Origin of the sequence: Erwinia sp. Leaf53, assembly GCF_001422605.1 — a bacterium.
In the GTDB taxonomy this organism is placed as follows: Bacteria; Pseudomonadota; Gammaproteobacteria; order Enterobacterales; family Enterobacteriaceae; genus Erwinia.
On sequence record NZ_LMLK01000006.1, the window covers coordinates 83,557 to 98,645 of the forward strand.

The 15,089-nt window shown below is 59.5% G+C and carries 18 protein-coding genes and 1 tRNA gene; 9 read left to right on the forward strand and 10 right to left on the reverse strand.

Annotated features, from left to right (window positions below):
* Positions 1 to 8 precede the first annotated feature (8 nt).
* The gene (gene amyA / locus ASF13_RS07300) at positions 9 to 1,496 is read left to right on the forward strand and encodes an alpha-amylase (RefSeq protein WP_056234182.1); all 1,488 of its coding nucleotides are present in this window, start codon (positions 9 to 11) and stop codon (positions 1,494 to 1,496) included.
* A gap of 122 nt (positions 1,497 to 1,618) precedes the next feature.
* Here amyA and yedD read toward each other — a convergent pair whose 3' ends face one another.
* Positions 1,619 to 2,107, reverse strand: coding sequence for a lipoprotein YedD (gene yedD, locus ASF13_RS07305; protein ID WP_056234185.1), 489 nt, complete (start codon positions 2,105 to 2,107; stop codon positions 1,619 to 1,621).
* A 165-nt stretch (positions 2,108 to 2,272) separates the two neighbouring features.
* Between yedD and ASF13_RS07310 the strand changes: the two genes are divergently transcribed.
* Positions 2,273 to 2,596 (forward strand): DUF6388 family protein, encoded by a 324-nt coding sequence (locus ASF13_RS07310; protein ID WP_056234187.1) that lies wholly within the window; start codon positions 2,273 to 2,275, stop codon positions 2,594 to 2,596.
* 96 nt (positions 2,597 to 2,692) lie between these two features.
* On the opposite strand, the gene ASF13_RS23365 is transcribed toward ASF13_RS07310, so the two are convergent.
* From ASF13_RS23365 to ASF13_RS07325, 4 genes are all read right to left on the reverse strand, one after another.
* Positions 2,693 to 2,866, reverse strand: coding sequence for a YodC family protein (locus ASF13_RS23365; RefSeq protein WP_072166322.1), 174 nt, complete (start codon positions 2,864 to 2,866; stop codon positions 2,693 to 2,695).
* 177 nt (positions 2,867 to 3,043) lie between these two features.
* Entirely contained in the window at positions 3,044 to 3,175 is a 132-nt protein-coding gene (locus ASF13_RS25150; protein ID WP_255354418.1) for a hypothetical protein, read from the reverse strand.
* A 61-nt stretch (positions 3,176 to 3,236) separates the two neighbouring features.
* Positions 3,237 to 4,148, reverse strand: coding sequence for a DUF808 domain-containing protein (locus tag ASF13_RS07320; protein WP_056234193.1), 912 nt, complete (start codon positions 4,146 to 4,148; stop codon positions 3,237 to 3,239).
* Between the two features lie 11 nt (positions 4,149 to 4,159).
* Complete coding sequence (locus ASF13_RS07325) at positions 4,160 to 4,435, reverse strand: hypothetical protein (RefSeq protein ID WP_056234195.1); 276 nt, start codon at positions 4,433 to 4,435, stop codon at positions 4,160 to 4,162.
* Between the two features lie 170 nt (positions 4,436 to 4,605).
* Between ASF13_RS07325 and yedA the strand changes: the two genes are divergently transcribed.
* A complete protein-coding gene (gene yedA, locus ASF13_RS07330; RefSeq protein ID WP_056234198.1) occupies positions 4,606 to 5,520 on the forward strand; it encodes a drug/metabolite exporter YedA in 915 nt (304 codons plus the stop codon).
* Positions 5,521 to 5,685: 165 nt separating this feature from the next.
* Here the strand turns inward: yedA and ASF13_RS07335 are convergent, their stop codons facing one another.
* Both ASF13_RS07335 and ASF13_RS07340 read right to left on the reverse strand, forming a co-directional pair.
* Positions 5,686 to 6,159 (reverse strand): very short patch repair endonuclease, encoded by a 474-nt coding sequence (locus ASF13_RS07335; RefSeq protein ID WP_056234201.1) that lies wholly within the window; start codon positions 6,157 to 6,159, stop codon positions 5,686 to 5,688.
* A 28-nt stretch (positions 6,160 to 6,187) separates the two neighbouring features.
* Entirely contained in the window at positions 6,188 to 7,612 is a 1,425-nt protein-coding gene (locus tag ASF13_RS07340; protein ID WP_056234203.1) for a DNA cytosine methyltransferase, read from the reverse strand.
* Between the two features lie 200 nt (positions 7,613 to 7,812).
* Here ASF13_RS07340 and ASF13_RS07345 point away from each other — a divergent pair, with 200 nt between their 5' ends.
* Positions 7,813 to 9,417: a methyl-accepting chemotaxis protein gene (locus ASF13_RS07345; RefSeq protein WP_056234205.1), complete on the forward strand. Its 1,605-nt coding sequence runs from the start codon at positions 7,813 to 7,815 to the stop codon at positions 9,415 to 9,417.
* A gap of 88 nt (positions 9,418 to 9,505) precedes the next feature.
* On the opposite strand, the gene ASF13_RS07350 is transcribed toward ASF13_RS07345, so the two are convergent.
* Together ASF13_RS07350 and ASF13_RS07355 are read right to left on the reverse strand one after the other, a co-directional pair.
* Complete coding sequence (locus tag ASF13_RS07350) at positions 9,506 to 9,751, reverse strand: hypothetical protein (protein WP_056234208.1); 246 nt, start codon at positions 9,749 to 9,751, stop codon at positions 9,506 to 9,508.
* A gap of 73 nt (positions 9,752 to 9,824) precedes the next feature.
* Positions 9,825 to 10,529, reverse strand: coding sequence for a phosphohydrolase (locus ASF13_RS07355; RefSeq protein WP_056234212.1), 705 nt, complete (start codon positions 10,527 to 10,529; stop codon positions 9,825 to 9,827).
* Positions 10,530 to 11,100: 571 nt separating this feature from the next.
* Here ASF13_RS07355 and ASF13_RS07360 point away from each other — a divergent pair.
* The 5 genes from ASF13_RS07360 (at position 11,101) to cspA (ending at position 13,926) form a co-directional block, all read left to right on the forward strand.
* Positions 11,101 to 11,757, forward strand: a complete 657-nt coding sequence (locus tag ASF13_RS07360; RefSeq protein WP_056234215.1) for a hypothetical protein — start codon at positions 11,101 to 11,103, stop codon at positions 11,755 to 11,757.
* A 173-nt stretch (positions 11,758 to 11,930) separates the two neighbouring features.
* A complete protein-coding gene (gene mtfA, locus ASF13_RS07365) occupies positions 11,931 to 12,728 on the forward strand; it encodes a DgsA anti-repressor MtfA (RefSeq protein ID WP_056234219.1) in 798 nt (265 codons plus the stop codon).
* Between the two features lie 210 nt (positions 12,729 to 12,938).
* Positions 12,939 to 13,014 (forward strand) — tRNA-Asn (locus ASF13_RS07370).
* On the forward strand, positions 12,982 to 13,293 hold the full coding sequence (locus ASF13_RS24265; protein ID WP_156365567.1) for a hypothetical protein: 312 nt from the start codon (positions 12,982 to 12,984) through the stop codon (positions 13,291 to 13,293). Before ASF13_RS07370 ends, ASF13_RS24265 begins: the two co-directional genes overlap by 33 nt.
* A 420-nt stretch (positions 13,294 to 13,713) precedes the next feature.
* Positions 13,714 to 13,926: an RNA chaperone/antiterminator CspA gene (cspA, locus tag ASF13_RS07375; protein ID WP_056234222.1), complete on the forward strand. Its 213-nt coding sequence runs from the start codon at positions 13,714 to 13,716 to the stop codon at positions 13,924 to 13,926.
* Positions 13,927 to 14,048: 122 nt separating this feature from the next.
* Here cspA and ASF13_RS07380 read toward each other — a convergent pair whose 3' ends face one another.
* Positions 14,049 to 15,071 (reverse strand): NADP-dependent oxidoreductase, encoded by a 1,023-nt coding sequence (locus ASF13_RS07380; RefSeq protein ID WP_056234224.1) that lies wholly within the window; start codon positions 15,069 to 15,071, stop codon positions 14,049 to 14,051.
* Positions 15,072 to 15,089: the final 18 nt, after the last annotated feature.

A 15,089-nucleotide genomic window follows, 5' to 3' on the forward strand; every position in this document is an offset into this window, starting at 1 on the left:
AATGGAGCATGGATATGCGCAATCCCACGCTGTTGCAGTTTTTTCACTGGTACTATCCCGAAGGCGGCCAACTGTGGCCGGAAGTGGCCGATCGCGCCGCCAGCCTGGCCGAAACCGGTATCAGCCTCGTCTGGCTGCCGCCGGCCTATAAAGGGGAGTCCGGCGGGTACTCGGTCGGCTATGACAGCTACGATCTGTTCGACCTCGGCGAGTTTGAGCAGAAAGGATCGCGTGCCACCAAATACGGTGATAAAGAACAGCTGATTGCGGCCATTGAGGCGCTGAAGGCGCACGGCGTCGGCACCCTGCTCGACGTGGTGGTCAACCATAAGATGGGGGCCGATGAGAAGGAGCGGGTGCTGGTGAACCGCGCCAACCCGGATAACCGCGAGGAGATATCGTCTGAGGTAATTGAGGCGGATATCTGGACGCGCTTTACCTTCCCGGCGCGCGGCGGCCAGCACTCAAAATTTGTCTGGGACTACAAGTGCTTTAACGGCGTCGACCATATCGAAAACCCCGATGAGAACGGCGTGTTCAAGATCGTCAACGACTACACCGGCGACGGCTGGAACGAGCAGGTGGACGACGAGCTGGGCAACTTCGACTACCTGATGGGGGCCAATATCGACTTCCGCAACCACGCGGTGACCGAGGAGCTGAAGTACTGGGCGCGCTGGGTGATGAACGAGGTGCACTGCAGCGGCTTCCGGCTCGACGCGGTAAAACATATTCCGGCGTGGTTCTACAAGGAGTGGATCGAGCACGTGCAGGAGGTGGCCGAGCAGCCGCTGTTTATCGTCGCCGAGTACTGGTCGTTTGAGGTGGATAAGCTGATGCAGTACATCGACCAGGTGGACGGTAAAACCATGCTGTTCGACGCGCCGCTGCATATGAACTTCCACCAGGCCTCGCTGCAGGGCGCGGACTACGACCTCAGCCAGATCTTCAACGACACGCTGGTGGCCCGCGATCCGTGGCACGCGGTGACCATCGTCGCCAACCACGACACCCAGCCGCTACAGTCGCTGGAGGCTCCGGTTGAGGCATGGTTTAAACCGCTGGCCTATGCGCTGATCCTGCTGCGTGAAAACGGCGTGCCGACGGTATTCTACCCGGATCTGTATGGTGCCAGCTACGAGGATGAAGGCGGCGACGGCGGCCAGTACCGGATTGAGATGCCGGTGATCCCCGAACTGGATACGCTGATCCGCGCCCGCCGCGACTACGCCCACGGGGTACAGACCGAGTGGTTCGATCACCCCAACTGCGTGGCCTTCGCACGCAGCGGCACGGAGGAGCTGCCGGGCTGCGTGGTGATTATGTCCAACGGAGACGAAGGCGAAAAAACGCTGGAACTCGGCGAGGGCCTGGCGAACAAGCGGTGGCACGACCTGCTGGGCCATCGCGAAGAGAACGTTGAGAGCGACGAACACGGCAACGCCACCTTCCGCTGCAACGGCGGCAGCGTCAGCGTATGGGTTCTGAGCGAGTAAAGCCTTTACACGGCGTAGAGCATCGCGGCGGGCTCGGATGCCCGGCGTAGCAGTCTGTGTCGCTTACTGAAGTCGCGGCAGAGCACCAGACGGCGCTTTCAGGCTCCTGCTTCGCCTGTCAGCTATTTCTTCTGCGTATAGATCATTCCGCTGTGATGCTTTTTCTTCGGCTCTTCACCTGACACAGCAGGTTTTTTTACCGCCACCGGGGCCGTCTGCAACGTCGCCAGCGCATCACTGCACTCTGCCGTCGGCTGCGACACCTTCTGCAGCTGCAGCTTATCGTAGCGCAGCGTGCTGCCCTCCAGCACCAGCGGCATCACCCGCGACTGGTTATTAACGTTGACCCAGTCACCGTCCAGCAGCGTCACTTTGCCCGGCTTGGCAATCACCCGCTGCCACTGGCGGCAGTCCAGCGTCTCACCGCTGGCGGTGACGATCAGGCTGGCCTGCGCCTGCGGGCTGACCAGCCCCTTTTGCGGGCCAAAGGTCTGCCAGTTGCCGACCAGCGCCGACGGCGGCGGGGTAGTTACCGCGCTGTTATAATCGGTCAGCTGCGCACAGCCGCTCAGGGTGACCACTGCCACGCCTGCCACAATCCACTTTTTCATTTTTTTGTTCCTGGTTAAGCCATTACGCGCTACGTTAAAAGGTTTCCTGCCGCTGAGCAAGCGCCATCCGCCCCGAACTGGCCGCTTTACGCGGGCCGCCCTCTCCTTCCCTTTGCCCCGCCCGCCCGTGTACACTAGCGGCGCAATCAGCCATCCAGGATCGTTATGAAAACCGTAGAAGAGTATTACGCCATTGCCAAAGATCTTTTCCTGGCAGCCCACCCGGAACTGCAGTCCGGCATTGCTAACCTGACCGCAGAACAGGCCGCCGCCGTGGGTATGAGCCTGGAGCAGCTGCAGGCGATGCAGAAAGACCGCGCCTACGCGGCCTACGTGCGCGAAAAGAAGCTGGACGGGGTGCTGTTCGCCATTCAGCTGGCCGAACCGGATAAAGAGGTGATGGTCGAGGCGATCGAAACCTATCTGCGCAGCCATGCAGAGGCGCTGGGAATGAGCTGGGAAGAGTTTTGCATTAAGAACGAGCTGTAATCACGGCGGGCGCGGCGGCGGGCGTACCACAAGCGGCCTGCCGCCGGCGAAAATTCGGGGCGTCCGGGCTGGCCGGTGCGCCCCCTGCAGCACGTCTTAGTCGGTCACGCGCGCCGCAGCAAGCGAAGCGAGATCGTCTTCGCGGAAGGCTTCACGGCGTACGCTGAAGCCGTCATACCAACGACATTCGACCATACCGCTGGCATAACCCGTCACGATCATCGCCGGGCCACCTTCCTTATGTTGCACTTCATCGCTGACTGAAAACATCGTAAAGCACCTCCTTTTCGGTTAAATGACCCGTTAGTTATAGCACCGGCGCTGGCGCAGTGCCGTTAACAGAAGGTAAATCAAATGTTAAATTCAAATAAGCGCTTAATTTTTAAAATATAAAAAAAACGAGTAATTTTTATTACTCGCTTTTAATGTGAAGCCGGTCACGGACGCTTAGATCTTGCAGCCTTCGCAGTCGGCTTCATCGCCCAGCTCGGCCGGCAGCTCGCTGGCCTTCTTCTCGGCGTGGGCTTCGGCCTGTTCCAGCTCGGCGTCGATATCAAAATCAAAAATGTCGTCTTTCATCACATTGCTCCCGTTAAAGTCAATCCGGCCGCGGCGAAGGATTACCGCAGCCGGGCGCACGTTATACCGATTTGCCGCGTAGTTTAGCAAGTCCGTTCACCGCTAACAGCACAATCGACCCCACAATCAGACCGACCACCAGGTTAGCGCCGTTGCTGACCAGCGCGCTGAGCACGCCGTGCATACCGTGGCTGAACTGCTCCAGCGGGTGGTGCAGCTGCGGCAGGCCGTGAACGATAATGCCGCCGCCGACCAGGAACATCGCCAGCGTGCCGACCACGGTGAGGATCTTCATCAGCCGTGGCGCGGTCGCCACCAGCACGTTGCCGGTGGCCTGCGCCAGCGCTGAGCCCTTCTTCTGCAGCCAGAACCCGAGGTCGTCGATTTTCACAATCCCGGCGACGATGCCGTACACGCCGACGGTCACCAGAATGGCGATACCGGAGAGCACCAGCACCTGGTTAAGCAGCGGCGCGTCGGAGACGATGCCGAGGGTGATCGCCACGATCTCGGCGGAAAGGATAAAATCGGTGCGCACCGCCCCTTTCACCTTCTGCTTCTCAAACGCTTTCGGGTCCTGCTGCGCCACCTGCAGCAGCCGCTGTTCGCGGGCCTGCGGGCTCTCCTGCGTCTTATCCTTGTGCAGGCTGTGCAGCACCTTCTCCACCCCTTCATAACAGAGGTAGGCACCGCCGATCATCAGCAGCGGGGTGATCGCCCAGGGGGCGAAGGCGCTGATCAGCAGCGCCAGCGGCACCAGAATCAGCTTATTAATAAACGAGCCTTTCGCCACGCCCCACACTACCGGCAGCTCGCGGTTGGCCTTCACGCCGCTGACCTGCTGCGCGTTCAGCGACAGATCGTCACCCAGTACCCCGGCGGTCTTCTTCGCCGCAATTTTGCCCATCACCGAGATATCGTCCAGCAGCGTGGCGATATCATCCAACAGCGTCAGTAAACTACTTCCTGCCAAAATACCCTTCCTTATTCATCGACATCATGCTGACAACAGGGGCACAGCTCAAGCTCACTTACCGCCATATCGGCGATGCCGTCACAGTCCCACTCAACGCGCACCGGCTGGCCTGCCGCTTCCTGGTGGTGCAGATACTTGCTGACCGGGCTTTCCGTCATCCCGCTAATCTCTTCGGTGGCGATCAGCCTGTCGCCAACGTAGATCCGCGCCGTGGCCCGGCCGTTGACCATACGTTCGCCGCTAAGCTGATACAAACGCCTTACCGTCAGTTTTACACTGGCCATGTTTCATCCTGAAGGAGACAAAGAACAAGAGGGATCGATCTAAACAATTATGCGCGGCAAGTGCAAATTTTGTAAAAAAATTTGCCGCCGCAATGAAAAACAGGTTGCCACCTGCGGCAAAAGGACGAAAATCCCTGCCCTGGACTTCTGATCAACCGGACTGAGACACCATGACCCTACGCCGTTCCCCTGCCCTGCTGTCGCTGGTGGCAGCGCTGTTTTCCCTCTACTTTATCTGGGGCTCCACCTATCTGGTGATCCGCATCGGCGTGGAGAGCTGGCCGCCGCTGCTGCTGGCCGGCCTGCGCTTCAGCCTGGCCGGCGCGGTGCTGCTGGCGTTTCTGCTACTGCGCGGCGAGAAGCTGCCTTCGCTGCGCGCCTCGCTTAACGCGGCGATCGTCGGTGTGCTGCTGCTGGCGATGGGCAACGGCGCGGTGACGGTGGCCGAGCACCAGCACGTGCCCTCCGGGCTGGCGGCGCTGATGGTCGCCACCGTGCCGCTGTTCGCCATGTGCTTCAGCCGGCTGTTTGGCATCCCGACCCGCTGGATTGAGTGGCTGGGGATTGCGGTCGGGCTGGCGGGAATTATTCTGCTCAACAGCAGCGGCCACCTGGCGGGCAACCCGTGGGGGGCGGTGATTATCCTGATCGGTTCGATGACCTGGGCCTTCGGCAGCGTGTGGGGATCGCGCATTGTCCTGCCCAACGGCATGATGGCCGGTGCGGTGGAGATGCTGGCCGCCGGGGCGGTGCTGCTGATTGCCAGTACGATCAGCGGCGAGCAGCTGACGCAGAAACCGGCGCTCTCCGGCTTCCTGTCGCTGGGCTACCTGGCGCTGTTTGGCTCGGTGATCGCCATCAACGCCTATATGTTCCTGATCCGCAACGTCAGCCCGGCGGTGGCCACCAGCTACGCCTACGTCAATCCGGTGGTCGCGGTGCTGCTCGGTATCGCCTTTGCCGGCGAGAGCCTGATCGCCCGCGAGTGGCTGGCGCTGGCGATTATCGTCTTTGCGGTGGTGCTGGTGACGCTGGGGAAATACCTGTTTCCGGGGAAAGGGGTGATCCGTAACAGCGGTGAGTAAACGCCGTCGGCGGATCTGCTGCCCGCCGTGTAGCGGGCAGCCTCAACGTACCAACAGGTTGCTGCATTTCACTGCTCAGCTGCCGGGTAACCTCAGGTAAGGTTTACGCCGCGCTGGCAGATGGCATTCCTGGCCGTATCACCCTATTTTATGCGGCGTGATGTCCTACCCGGCCAGCCGGTGGATCCCCCGCTGGTCGATCTCGCCGTTATGGTCGGCGGCGCAGATCCACTCCTCCAGACGCGCCTGCAGTGCCGCCTCGTCAAGCCGGTGTTTGCCGCGCAGCGCGCACTCCCAGACCAGCAACACCTTCCAGCCCGCGGCGTTCAGATCGGCGATATGCCGCCGATCCCGCGCCACGTTAGCGTCGATTTTTCCCAGCCAGAAGTCGGTGCGGGTGGCGGGCGTTTTAAACAGGTAACAGTGATGGCGGTGCCAGAAGCAGCCGTGGACAAAGATAATCGCCTGATACTCCGCCAGCACAAAATCCGGCCGGCCCGGCAGCGAGCGGTCCTGAGCGGTAAACGCCAGATCCAGCGCCGTCAGCTGCTGCGCCACGCGCTGCTCTGGCGCCGTATCGCGGGTGCGGATGGCGCGCATATTCTTGCTGCGCACGGCGGGGGAATGTACGTCGGCCATCAATCCTCCCAGGTGAAAATATCCCTGCTCACCGGTCGCCCGGCTTATCGCGCAGCGCCACCGCCTGTTCGATCCACGGCTTCAGCAGTTTCGCTACCGCCGCAAAGGCCGGCACCACCACCGAGTTACCAAACTGGCGGTAGGCCTGGGTATCGGACACCGGAATGCGGAACGCATACTTGCCGGGCTGCTCAAAGCCCATCAGCCGCGCACACTCGCGCGGGGTCAGGCGGCGCGGGCGGCGCTGCTGGTTAGCGGCATCGTTGAAGTCCACTTCGCCCAGATCCCGGTCCCAGCCGCGGTCGATCAGGATCTCCGAGCCATCTTTATAGTAGCGGGCGGAGAGCGTGCGCACCACGCCCTGTTCATGCGCCGGGTCGACCAGGCCAAAGCCAAAGCCGTTCCCGCGCGCCTGGTGTTTCTTCGCGTACTGGTAGAGATAGTTCCACAGCGTCGGGGTGAGGATGTACTTCTCGTCCGGCTGCGGCTCCAGCAGCGCCTTCAGCGGCGTGTGCTGCGGCGGATAGAGGCCGGGTAGCGCGCTGAGGCTGAAGGCGGGCAGCTGCAGATCGCGGCGGAAGCCCACCAGCACGATGCGTTCGCGGTGCTGCGGCAGGAAGTGACGGCCATCGACAATTTTTGGATCGCCGGCTCCGGTCACATCGGCATCCGCGACGTCGTAGCCCAGCTCGTCGAGGGTGGCCATAATGATGCGGAAGGTGTTGCCGCCATCGTGGCTTTTCAGGTTTTTAACGTTTTCCAGCACGAAAATCGCCGGGCGTTTAGCGGTAATAATCCGCGCCACGTCGAAAAACAGCGTGCCCTGTGCTTCACACTCAAAGCCGTGCGCGCGGCCAAGGGCGTTTTTCTTCGACACCCCGGCCAGCGAAAACGGCTGGCAGGGAAAACCGGCCAGCAGAACGTCGTGATCCGGCACCTGCTGGCGGATATGCTGATAGGCCTGCTGCTCATCCACCCCGGCCTGGCCGCTCAGCGTAATATCGCGGATATCCTGATTAAAGCGGTGCTGCTGCTCGTCGCAGTACCAGTTGGCCTTGTAGGTGCGCACCGCGTGCTTGTTCCACTCGCTGGTCAATACGCACTGCCCGCCGATCGCCTCGAAGCCGCTGCGGATACCGCCGATACCGGCAAACAGATCGACAAAGCGGAAGGCGTAGTCAGGATGGTGCGCCGGCGGCGCGGGCAGCATCGAGTGCAGCAGGCTGACCTCCGCCTCGCTGAAGGCCTTACGCCCGTTGCCCTTTACCCAGCGGTTGATGGACTCCCGCGTCCACTCCTGCTGGCTGACCTTGCGCAGCGTGGCCGCCACGGTCTTCTGGTCATAGATCTCCAGTACCCGCAGCAGCAGCTGACGATCCTGCTGCTGCTTCTGTTCGGCCTGCTGGCGCGCCTGCTCTGCCAGCTGGCTGGCTACCTGATCGAAATCGCTCATCGTCACTCGATGTATGGGGGTGAATGCGTGCCAGTCTATCACTTAGTTGACCCAGAGAGGACTCAAATCAGCACGTCGAAAAAACGCTAAATTTGCCTTAACAGGCGACAATCCGCCGTTTGCCATCGGCAATCCAGCGCTGTAACACAACCGTCATGATTGCCGCCAATACTGCGGTTTTTTCTTTTCAGGAATGCCTTATGTCCCTGCTTTCGGTTCTGCCACTGCGCCGCCTTCGTTTCTCACCGCTTACCCTGCTGCGCCTGCCCGAGGGGCTGAAGAGCCTGCGCGGCGGCTTTACGCTGTTTCTGCTGCTGTTTGTGCTGTTGCAGTGCCTGAGCGTGCTGGTGCTGACCCGGCTGGTGGCCAGCACCGGCCACGGCGTGGCGACCGCGCAGCAGCTCAGCGCCCGCCAGGCGCTGCTGGATAAGGCCCGTATGGAGCTGTTAACCGCCAGTGATAACAGCCACCGCGCCGGTATCTATCTGATGCAGGACCAGCAGAGCGGATCGGTCGACAGCTGGAAGAGCCTCGCCGACGGCGCGCAGCAGTCGCTGGACGCCGCCCGAGCGCTGTTTGCCCGCTACCCGGCGGAACAGGGCGGCCCCCTGCAGCAGAACTTCAGCCTGCTGGCCGACGGGCTGCAGGAGCAGCTGAAGGGCCTGCACGACAGCAATATCGACGCCTTCTTTATGGTGCCGATGCAGGCCTTTCAGCAGCAGTTTAATGACGCTTATTACGCCGAGCTCAGGGCGGCCGCTCAGCAGTCAGCTGCGCTGAGCCAGTCGACCCTCAGCTCGCTGACCAACAGCCGCAACCTGTCGCTGGCGGTCTCCGCGCTGCTGGCGCTGATGCTGCTGCTGGGCGGCGGGCTGCTGCTGCGCGGGGTGATCCTGCCGCTGAACCGGCTGGCCGGCTGGCTGAACCACATCGCCACCGGCGACCTCTCGCGCCAGTTGCCGCCGTCGCGGCTGCAGGCCGTTGAGATCCGCCAGCTCAGCCACAGCGTAGCGGCGATGCAGGACGGCCTGCGGCAGATGGTCGGGGAGATCAACGCCATCGCCGGTGCCGTACACCGGTCCGCCGACAGCATGGCACAGCACAGCGAGGCGTTTGGCAGCCATAACCGTCAGCAGCGCGCGGCGTTCGACCATATCAGCCAGCGCCTGAATCGGGTGGCGGAAGAGGTCGGCCACAGCGTGGCGTTCACCCGCCACGCCACCCAGCAGAGCCAGGACGCTGACGCCCTCACCCGCCGCTGCGGCGACGTGGTGCAGGCGGTAGAGGCACAGATGCGGCAGATCGTCGTTGCCTCGGGTGAGATCGCCGGTATCGTCACCCTGCTGGACAGCATCTCAATGCAGACCCGCCTGCTGGCGCTGAACGCCGCCATCGAGTCGGCGCACGCCGGTGCCTGGGGGCGCAGCTTCTCGGTGGTGGCAAAAGAGATTGGCCTGCTGTCGCACAAAAGCAGCGCCTCGACGCGCGACATTGACCAACTGATCGGCAACACCCAGCAGCATATCAGCCACGGCTTTAGTCAGGTACAGTCGCTGGAGGGGTTGTATCAGCAGATTGCGCAGGCCGTCTCCGGCGTGGTCAGCCAGCTGGCGGATCTGCAGCAGAACGCCGACGCGCAGAGCCAGCGGGTTACCGCTATCGCCGGCGAAATCGGCCGCTTAAATGAACAGGTGCAGCAGAGCGAGCAGCTCACCCGCCGCAGCGGCGATACCGCCGGCGCGCTGGTCGATCACGCCAGCCGGCTGGCGCACAGCGTCAGCCAGTTTGTACTGGACAGAGGCTGACCCAGGCAATAAAAAAGCGGGCTGGCAGGATAACCGTTAAGATTATCCCGCCAGCCCGCTATCGGCTGTTCAGCGCAACGTCAGTGGATTACTTCTTCTTTTTGCCTTTTTTCAGCAACGTGCGGATCTGCTTCAGTTCAGCCGCGGTAAGCGGAGCGCCCTCTTCGGTGGTCTCAGTGTGATCAACTTCCGGTTCGGCCACGGTGGAGAGCGACTGGATCAGGCGCTGGCTGACTTCGTAGCTGATAGTGGTCTGGTTTTCCAGCGCCAGCGCTTTCAGGGTCTCTTTTAAGGCGGGATCGATCTTTAAAGTTAAGCTAACGGTGTCGGTCATACCTGATTCTCCTAAGAATGTTCTCAGACACCGTAGCCTGTTAGAGGGTGATTCACCATACTGTCATAAAAATTTAATATTTGGCTGAATTCTGCGCAAACTCTGCCAGCACCTCGCGATCGAGCCCGCAGAAGTCGCCTTTAAGCTCGGCGCACAGCTTGGCCATATAGGTGACCAGAAAATCGGCGTTATGCTGCGCCAGCCGCCGCCCTTCTGCGGTCTGCATGGTTTCAGGCAGCTTAAGTAATTTGCGCTGGAAATGGTCCAGCGCCCACTCGGCATCATCCAGCGGCCGTTCGCGCGCCAGCGGGTCGTGGCTGTCAAACAGCGAACGCCCTAATGCCCCGGAGACGTAGAACACCCGCGCCAGGCCAATCGCGCCCAGCGACTCGAGCCGGTCGGCGTCCTGCACGATTTTTGCTTCCAGCGTCTCCGGCGTTACCGCCGCGCTAAAGCTGTGGGCGTGTACCGCGTGCATCACCGCCGCGATTTTATCGCCGGGGAAATCAGGGAACGTCTGCTGCAGAATGCGGCGGGCCTCCTCCGCGGCCTGCGCCGAAGCGAGATGACGCTGCGGGTGATTCTTCGGCAGATTGACGATGTCATGGAAGTAGCAGCTGGTCAGCACGATCAGCGGATCGGCATCGCTGCCCTGCATAATGCGCTGCGCCGTCTGCCAGACGCGCGTCAGGTGCGCCACATCATGCGCCTTATCCTCTTTCTGCCAGGTCGCATGCAGGAAGGTTTCAAAACGGGATTGCCAGTCGGTCAGGCTCATAGACTTCTCCTTGTTATTCAGACTTGTCGAGATGTCAGCGGGATTGTCCACTGCAACAGGCGGTTCGTTTCATCACTTAATGCGATCTGTATCAAATTTATAGCCCTGGAGGAACGGTTTCAGCAACCCCTTTATTGGGCTGCATCACAGATTGTACGTTTTATCGGCGCACGCGAAGATGAGTAAGAACAGATAATGAACAACGGACTTTTTATCGCCGACCGGCTCCGCCTCGCTGGCATCGCAAACTGCGGTAATCATTAACCATCAACGGAATTACCTATCGCTTGCCGAAAAATACGATGCTTAACCGAATTGTAATGCATTAATATTGCAGTTATTTTACGCCCAAACAGCGCGTTTATCGCGTCCTGCCCCGGTGGGCTAATCAATCCTTCTGGCGAATTGTGATCTGCCGCCGCCCTGCTGGTTTTTTATAAGCTATGCTGATGTTTAAAATGGCGCAAAAGTGACTCACTTTTGCAGCATGAGTTTAGAAAATTCTGTATTGTAATTTCAGCTATTTCATACCACTGATTCGATACGGGACTGCAACACAGAGGTACCACTCATGAAAGAACGCCCGATTCTTTTCAGCGAACAGCGCGTCCGCGCTCTGCTGGCCGATCGCCAGCGGCAGACCCGTCGAATTATGAAATCACAGCTGCCTGGCCCCGCCCAGGATAATCATGAAGGCTGCTACGGCATTGACGTGCTGCATAATCAGCAGCAGGGCAATCGGGTCACCGGCATGGAAAACCTCAGCTTTCACTGTCCGTTTGGCCAGCCCGGCGATCGGCTGTGGGTCCGCGAAACCTGGCGCGGCCCGCTGGTCTCCCCCACCGAGGTGGCGCACTATCAGCGGCAGCCGGCCGCCTTTGAAAACAGCGCCTACTGCCAGTACCGCGCCGACAGCGGCGACTGGGACGGCGAACCGGATAACCAGCACTCAGGCTGGCAGGCCGGGATCCATATGCCGCGCTGGGCCAGCCGCATCACCCTGCAGATCACCGGCGTGCGGGTAGAAAAAGTGCAGGCGATCAGCGAGCAGGATATCGAGGCGGAAGGCGTGCAGTACACCAGCCACTTCCTTAACAGCTTCTTCGCTGCGCAAACCCCCGGCGTAGCGCCGCAGGACGCCTGGCGCAGGGCCTGGGCCACGCAGTACGGCGACACCAGCTGGGAGGTCAACCCGTGGGTGTGGGTGATCGACTTTCAGCGCCTGTAAGCGCTGCGGTTTGCCGTCTTTTTCAACGCGTTTTGCGCACCGTCACAGACATTTCTGTCGATAACTGATTGAATACCTCCCGTTTTCATTTCAACGCTGCCATTTTCTCCGGGGTTGCACGCGCGCCCTGGCTGCGGCATGGTATAGCCTCTACCGGACAGGAGCCGCACAGCATGTTTAAATGGCCGTGGAAAGATGACGAGCGCGCCGCAGGCGCGGAGCTGCCGTGGCAGCAGGCGCTGGCTATCCCGCTGCTGGCGGCGCTGGATCAGTCTGAACGCCAGGCGCTGGTCGCGCTGGCCGCCCGCTTTTTGCGCCAGAAACGCCTGGCCGGACTGCAGGGTTTCGTCGCTGACGACCTGCAGCAGTGCCGGCTGGCGCTGCTGTTCTGCCTGCCGGTGCTTAACCTCGGCTACGACTGGCTGGACGGCTTCCACGAGGTGCTGCTCTACCCCGCTCCCTTTATCGTCGAGGACGAGTGGCAGGATGACTTTGGCCTGGTGCACCGCGAACGCATGGTCCAGTCCGGCCAGAGCTGGCAGCAGGGGCCGGTGGTGCTTAACTGGCAGGATATTCAGGACTCGTTCGACTGCTCCGGCTTTAACCTGGTGGTGCATGAGGTAGCGCACAAGCTGGACGCGCGCGGCAGCGGTGAGGCAACCGGCATTCCGGCGATCCCGCTGCGCGAAGTCGCGGGCTGGGAGCGCGACCTGCATGCGGCGATCGATGCGATTCAGGAAGAGGTGGACCTGCTGGGCGAAGAGGCGGCTACCATTGACGCCTACGCCGCCAGCGATCCGGCCGAGTGCTTTGCCGTGCTCTCCGAATATTTCTTTAGCGCCCCCGAGCTGCTGGTGGAACGCTTTCCCTCGCTGTACCAGCGTTTCTGCCAGTTTTATCGCCAGGATCCCGCTTTGCGATTGCAACGCTTTAGCGACAGTTCGGCGACCGCGCCAATCCCTGTTAGCTGACGCCGGCAGGCCGCCTCCATCACAGCCATAGTGGCGGCGGTAAAGCCTTGTTAAGGGTGTTAAGAATGAATACGCCAGCTGGGGGAAATGACCACGTATATGTTCAATTATGCGCCGGGTTGCTGTAAACGCAGCCAGTTGAAAGCAAACATGTTTTTTGCTGTTGACAGCGCGGGAACAGATCGTTAATATTCGCCCCGTTCACACGATTCCTCTGTAGTTCAGTCGGTAGAACGGCGGACTGTTAATCCGTATGTCACTGGTTCGAGTCCAGTCAGAGGAGCCAAATTTAAGAAGCCCGCTCAGGAAACTGTGCGGGCTTTTTGCTTTTCCAGCACAACAAGCCCCTGGAGGCTCCTCCACTAACCCGTTCAGCCCCTTCAATGGCCCCGCTGAAATCAACCCGCACCGGCAGGTGATGAAAAACATCCGGGACGCCACCTTACCGCAGGCCGGAAGCCACATGACCTTTAATATTGGCGTCGGCTGCAGTGATTTATATCCCTGCAATGGCTGGATCAACTCGTCTGTTGATTATCATCAGAGATTGAAGAATCTTATATGATCGCTCAGTGCCGTAAGGCGGGTCTGGGCGCACAACCGCTTTCACGCTACTGCCAGATAAAACCCGTTAAACCGGCGATACTGTTAGGTTTTGCGGCACATTCCCCGGCAGAAATTGTTGCAGGTATAGAGAAACTGGCACAAACACTTAACCCGTGCCGTTCAACGTCTGGCATCATTACGGACAAATAACATTAATAAAATCAAACCTTGACAAGTAAACTCAAACGAGACTACTATGGCGTCATCGGTTTGGAATACAGACCTTATGAACGCAGTTTTAGTAAAGCAGTCCTCATTTCAAGTGATATCGCCAGATACTCTTCTTCATGAGCCTCCTCCTAAGTGCCGCATAAGTCAAAATCTGCAAAACAGGCCATGTTCGCCACGTTAGTGGCTCAAAAAATGAAAGGAAGTATCTATGTCTAACAAAATGACTGGTTTAGTAAAGTGGTTCAACCCTGAGAAAGGTTTCGGTTTCATCTCTCCTGAAGATGGCAGCAAAGACGTGTTCGTACACTTCTCTGCTATCCAGAGCAACGATTTCAAAACCCTGGACGAAGGCCAGAAAGTGGAGTTCTCTATCGAGAACGGCGCTAAAGGTCCATCAGCTGCCAACGTTGTTGCGCTCTGATAACCAGCCACTCACCGACGCTTTTTGTCGCGATGAAGGCTAAAGCCTGAGCCAATAAGCGAAGTGAAGTGATAAAAAAAACCGCCTTGTGCGGTTTTTTTTTGTTCATTTTCCAGCGAACGTTATGACTTCGGCATCTCAATCACCACTTTCCCCTTCGCACGCCCTGCCGCAAGGTAAGCCAACGCCTCCTCAGTTTCAGTAAATGGAAACACCCTGTCTACCACGGGTATGATCTGTTCCGCTTCGATCAGTTTGCTGATTTGGCTGAGCTGCCCGCCATCAGGATCTACAAAGAGAAAGGAATACGTCAGGCCGCGTTGTTTCGCTAAACGCATTATTTTGCGGCTCATCAGCCCGAAGACCAGCCGTAAAACGACGTTTAATCCACGCTCCCGCGCAAACGCGGCGTCTAACGGACCGATAAGGGAAATAATTTTGCCGCCAGGCTTGAGGATCCGCGTGGATTTTTCAAGCACATCCCCCCTGAGCGTGCCAAGCACCACATCATAGCCACTCAGCACGTTTTCAAATGCCTCCTTTTTATAGTCAACCACCTCGTCAGCGCCAAGATGCGTTACCCACCCGACGTTGCCGGTGCTGGTGGTCGTGGCCACCGTTGCGCCAAGGTGCTTCGCCAGTTGTATCGCAAAGCTACCAATCCCCCCCGAACCTGCCGGGATGAAAACCTTCTGACCCGCGCGCAGCCCGGCGCGCTCGTTTAAGGCCTGCCAGGAGGTCAGGGCCACCATCGGCAGCGCAGCCGCCTGCACGAAATCCAGGTTTGCCGCTTTTAACGCAGCGGCACTTTCAGGCACCACGGCAAATCCGGCCAGAGAGCCGGTTCCCGTATTGAAAGTGCTGGCGTAGATTTCGTCGCCGGGCGCAAATCGTGTTACGCGGCGCCCCACGGCCACCACCACACCCGACAGATCGCTTCCCAGTGTGGCAGAGAGTTTAAAATGCAGCACCGGCTTAAATATTCCGGTTGGGATCATGTTATCGATTGGATTCAGGCCTGCCGCATGTACCCTGACCAGAATCTCCCCGGGACCGGGGGCAGGACAGGCGATCTCTTCGAATCCCAACCCGGGGGATTTACCATAGCGTTTGAAGGTAAAGGCTTTCATCGTTTTATTATTCATTTTGTTAAGGTTGTGAGG

Coding starts and splice junctions, on each gene's coding strand:
- amyA (WP_056234182.1), top strand. CDS start 9: ATGGATATGCGCAATCCCACGCTGTTGCAGTTTTTTCACTGGTACTAT.
- yedD (WP_056234185.1), bottom strand. CDS start 2,107: ATGAAAAAGTGGATTGTGGCAGGCGTGGCAGTGGTCACCCTGAGCGGC.
- ASF13_RS07310 (WP_056234187.1), top strand. CDS start 2,273: ATGAAAACCGTAGAAGAGTATTACGCCATTGCCAAAGATCTTTTCCTG.
- ASF13_RS23365 (WP_072166322.1), bottom strand. CDS start 2,866: ATGTTTTCAGTCAGCGATGAAGTGCAACATAAGGAAGGTGGCCCGGCG.
- ASF13_RS25150 (WP_255354418.1), bottom strand. CDS start 3,175: ATGAAAGACGACATTTTTGATTTTGATATCGACGCCGAGCTGGAACAG.
- ASF13_RS07325 (WP_056234195.1), bottom strand. CDS start 4,435: ATGGCCAGTGTAAAACTGACGGTAAGGCGTTTGTATCAGCTTAGCGGC.
- yedA (WP_056234198.1), top strand. CDS start 4,606: ATGACCCTACGCCGTTCCCCTGCCCTGCTGTCGCTGGTGGCAGCGCTG.
- ASF13_RS07335 (WP_056234201.1), bottom strand. CDS start 6,159: ATGGCCGACGTACATTCCCCCGCCGTGCGCAGCAAGAATATGCGCGCC.
- ASF13_RS07340 (WP_056234203.1), bottom strand. CDS start 7,612: ATGAGCGATTTCGATCAGGTAGCCAGCCAGCTGGCAGAGCAGGCGCGC.
- ASF13_RS07345 (WP_056234205.1), top strand. CDS start 7,813: ATGTCCCTGCTTTCGGTTCTGCCACTGCGCCGCCTTCGTTTCTCACCG.
- ASF13_RS07350 (WP_056234208.1), bottom strand. CDS start 9,751: ATGACCGACACCGTTAGCTTAACTTTAAAGATCGATCCCGCCTTAAAA.
- ASF13_RS07355 (WP_056234212.1), bottom strand. CDS start 10,529: ATGAGCCTGACCGACTGGCAATCCCGTTTTGAAACCTTCCTGCATGCG.
- ASF13_RS07360 (WP_056234215.1), top strand. CDS start 11,101: ATGAAAGAACGCCCGATTCTTTTCAGCGAACAGCGCGTCCGCGCTCTG.
- mtfA (WP_056234219.1), top strand. CDS start 11,931: ATGTTTAAATGGCCGTGGAAAGATGACGAGCGCGCCGCAGGCGCGGAG.
- ASF13_RS24265 (WP_156365567.1), top strand. CDS start 12,982: ATGTCACTGGTTCGAGTCCAGTCAGAGGAGCCAAATTTAAGAAGCCCG.
- cspA (WP_056234222.1), top strand. CDS start 13,714: ATGTCTAACAAAATGACTGGTTTAGTAAAGTGGTTCAACCCTGAGAAA.
- ASF13_RS07380 (WP_056234224.1), bottom strand. CDS start 15,071: ATGAATAATAAAACGATGAAAGCCTTTACCTTCAAACGCTATGGTAAA.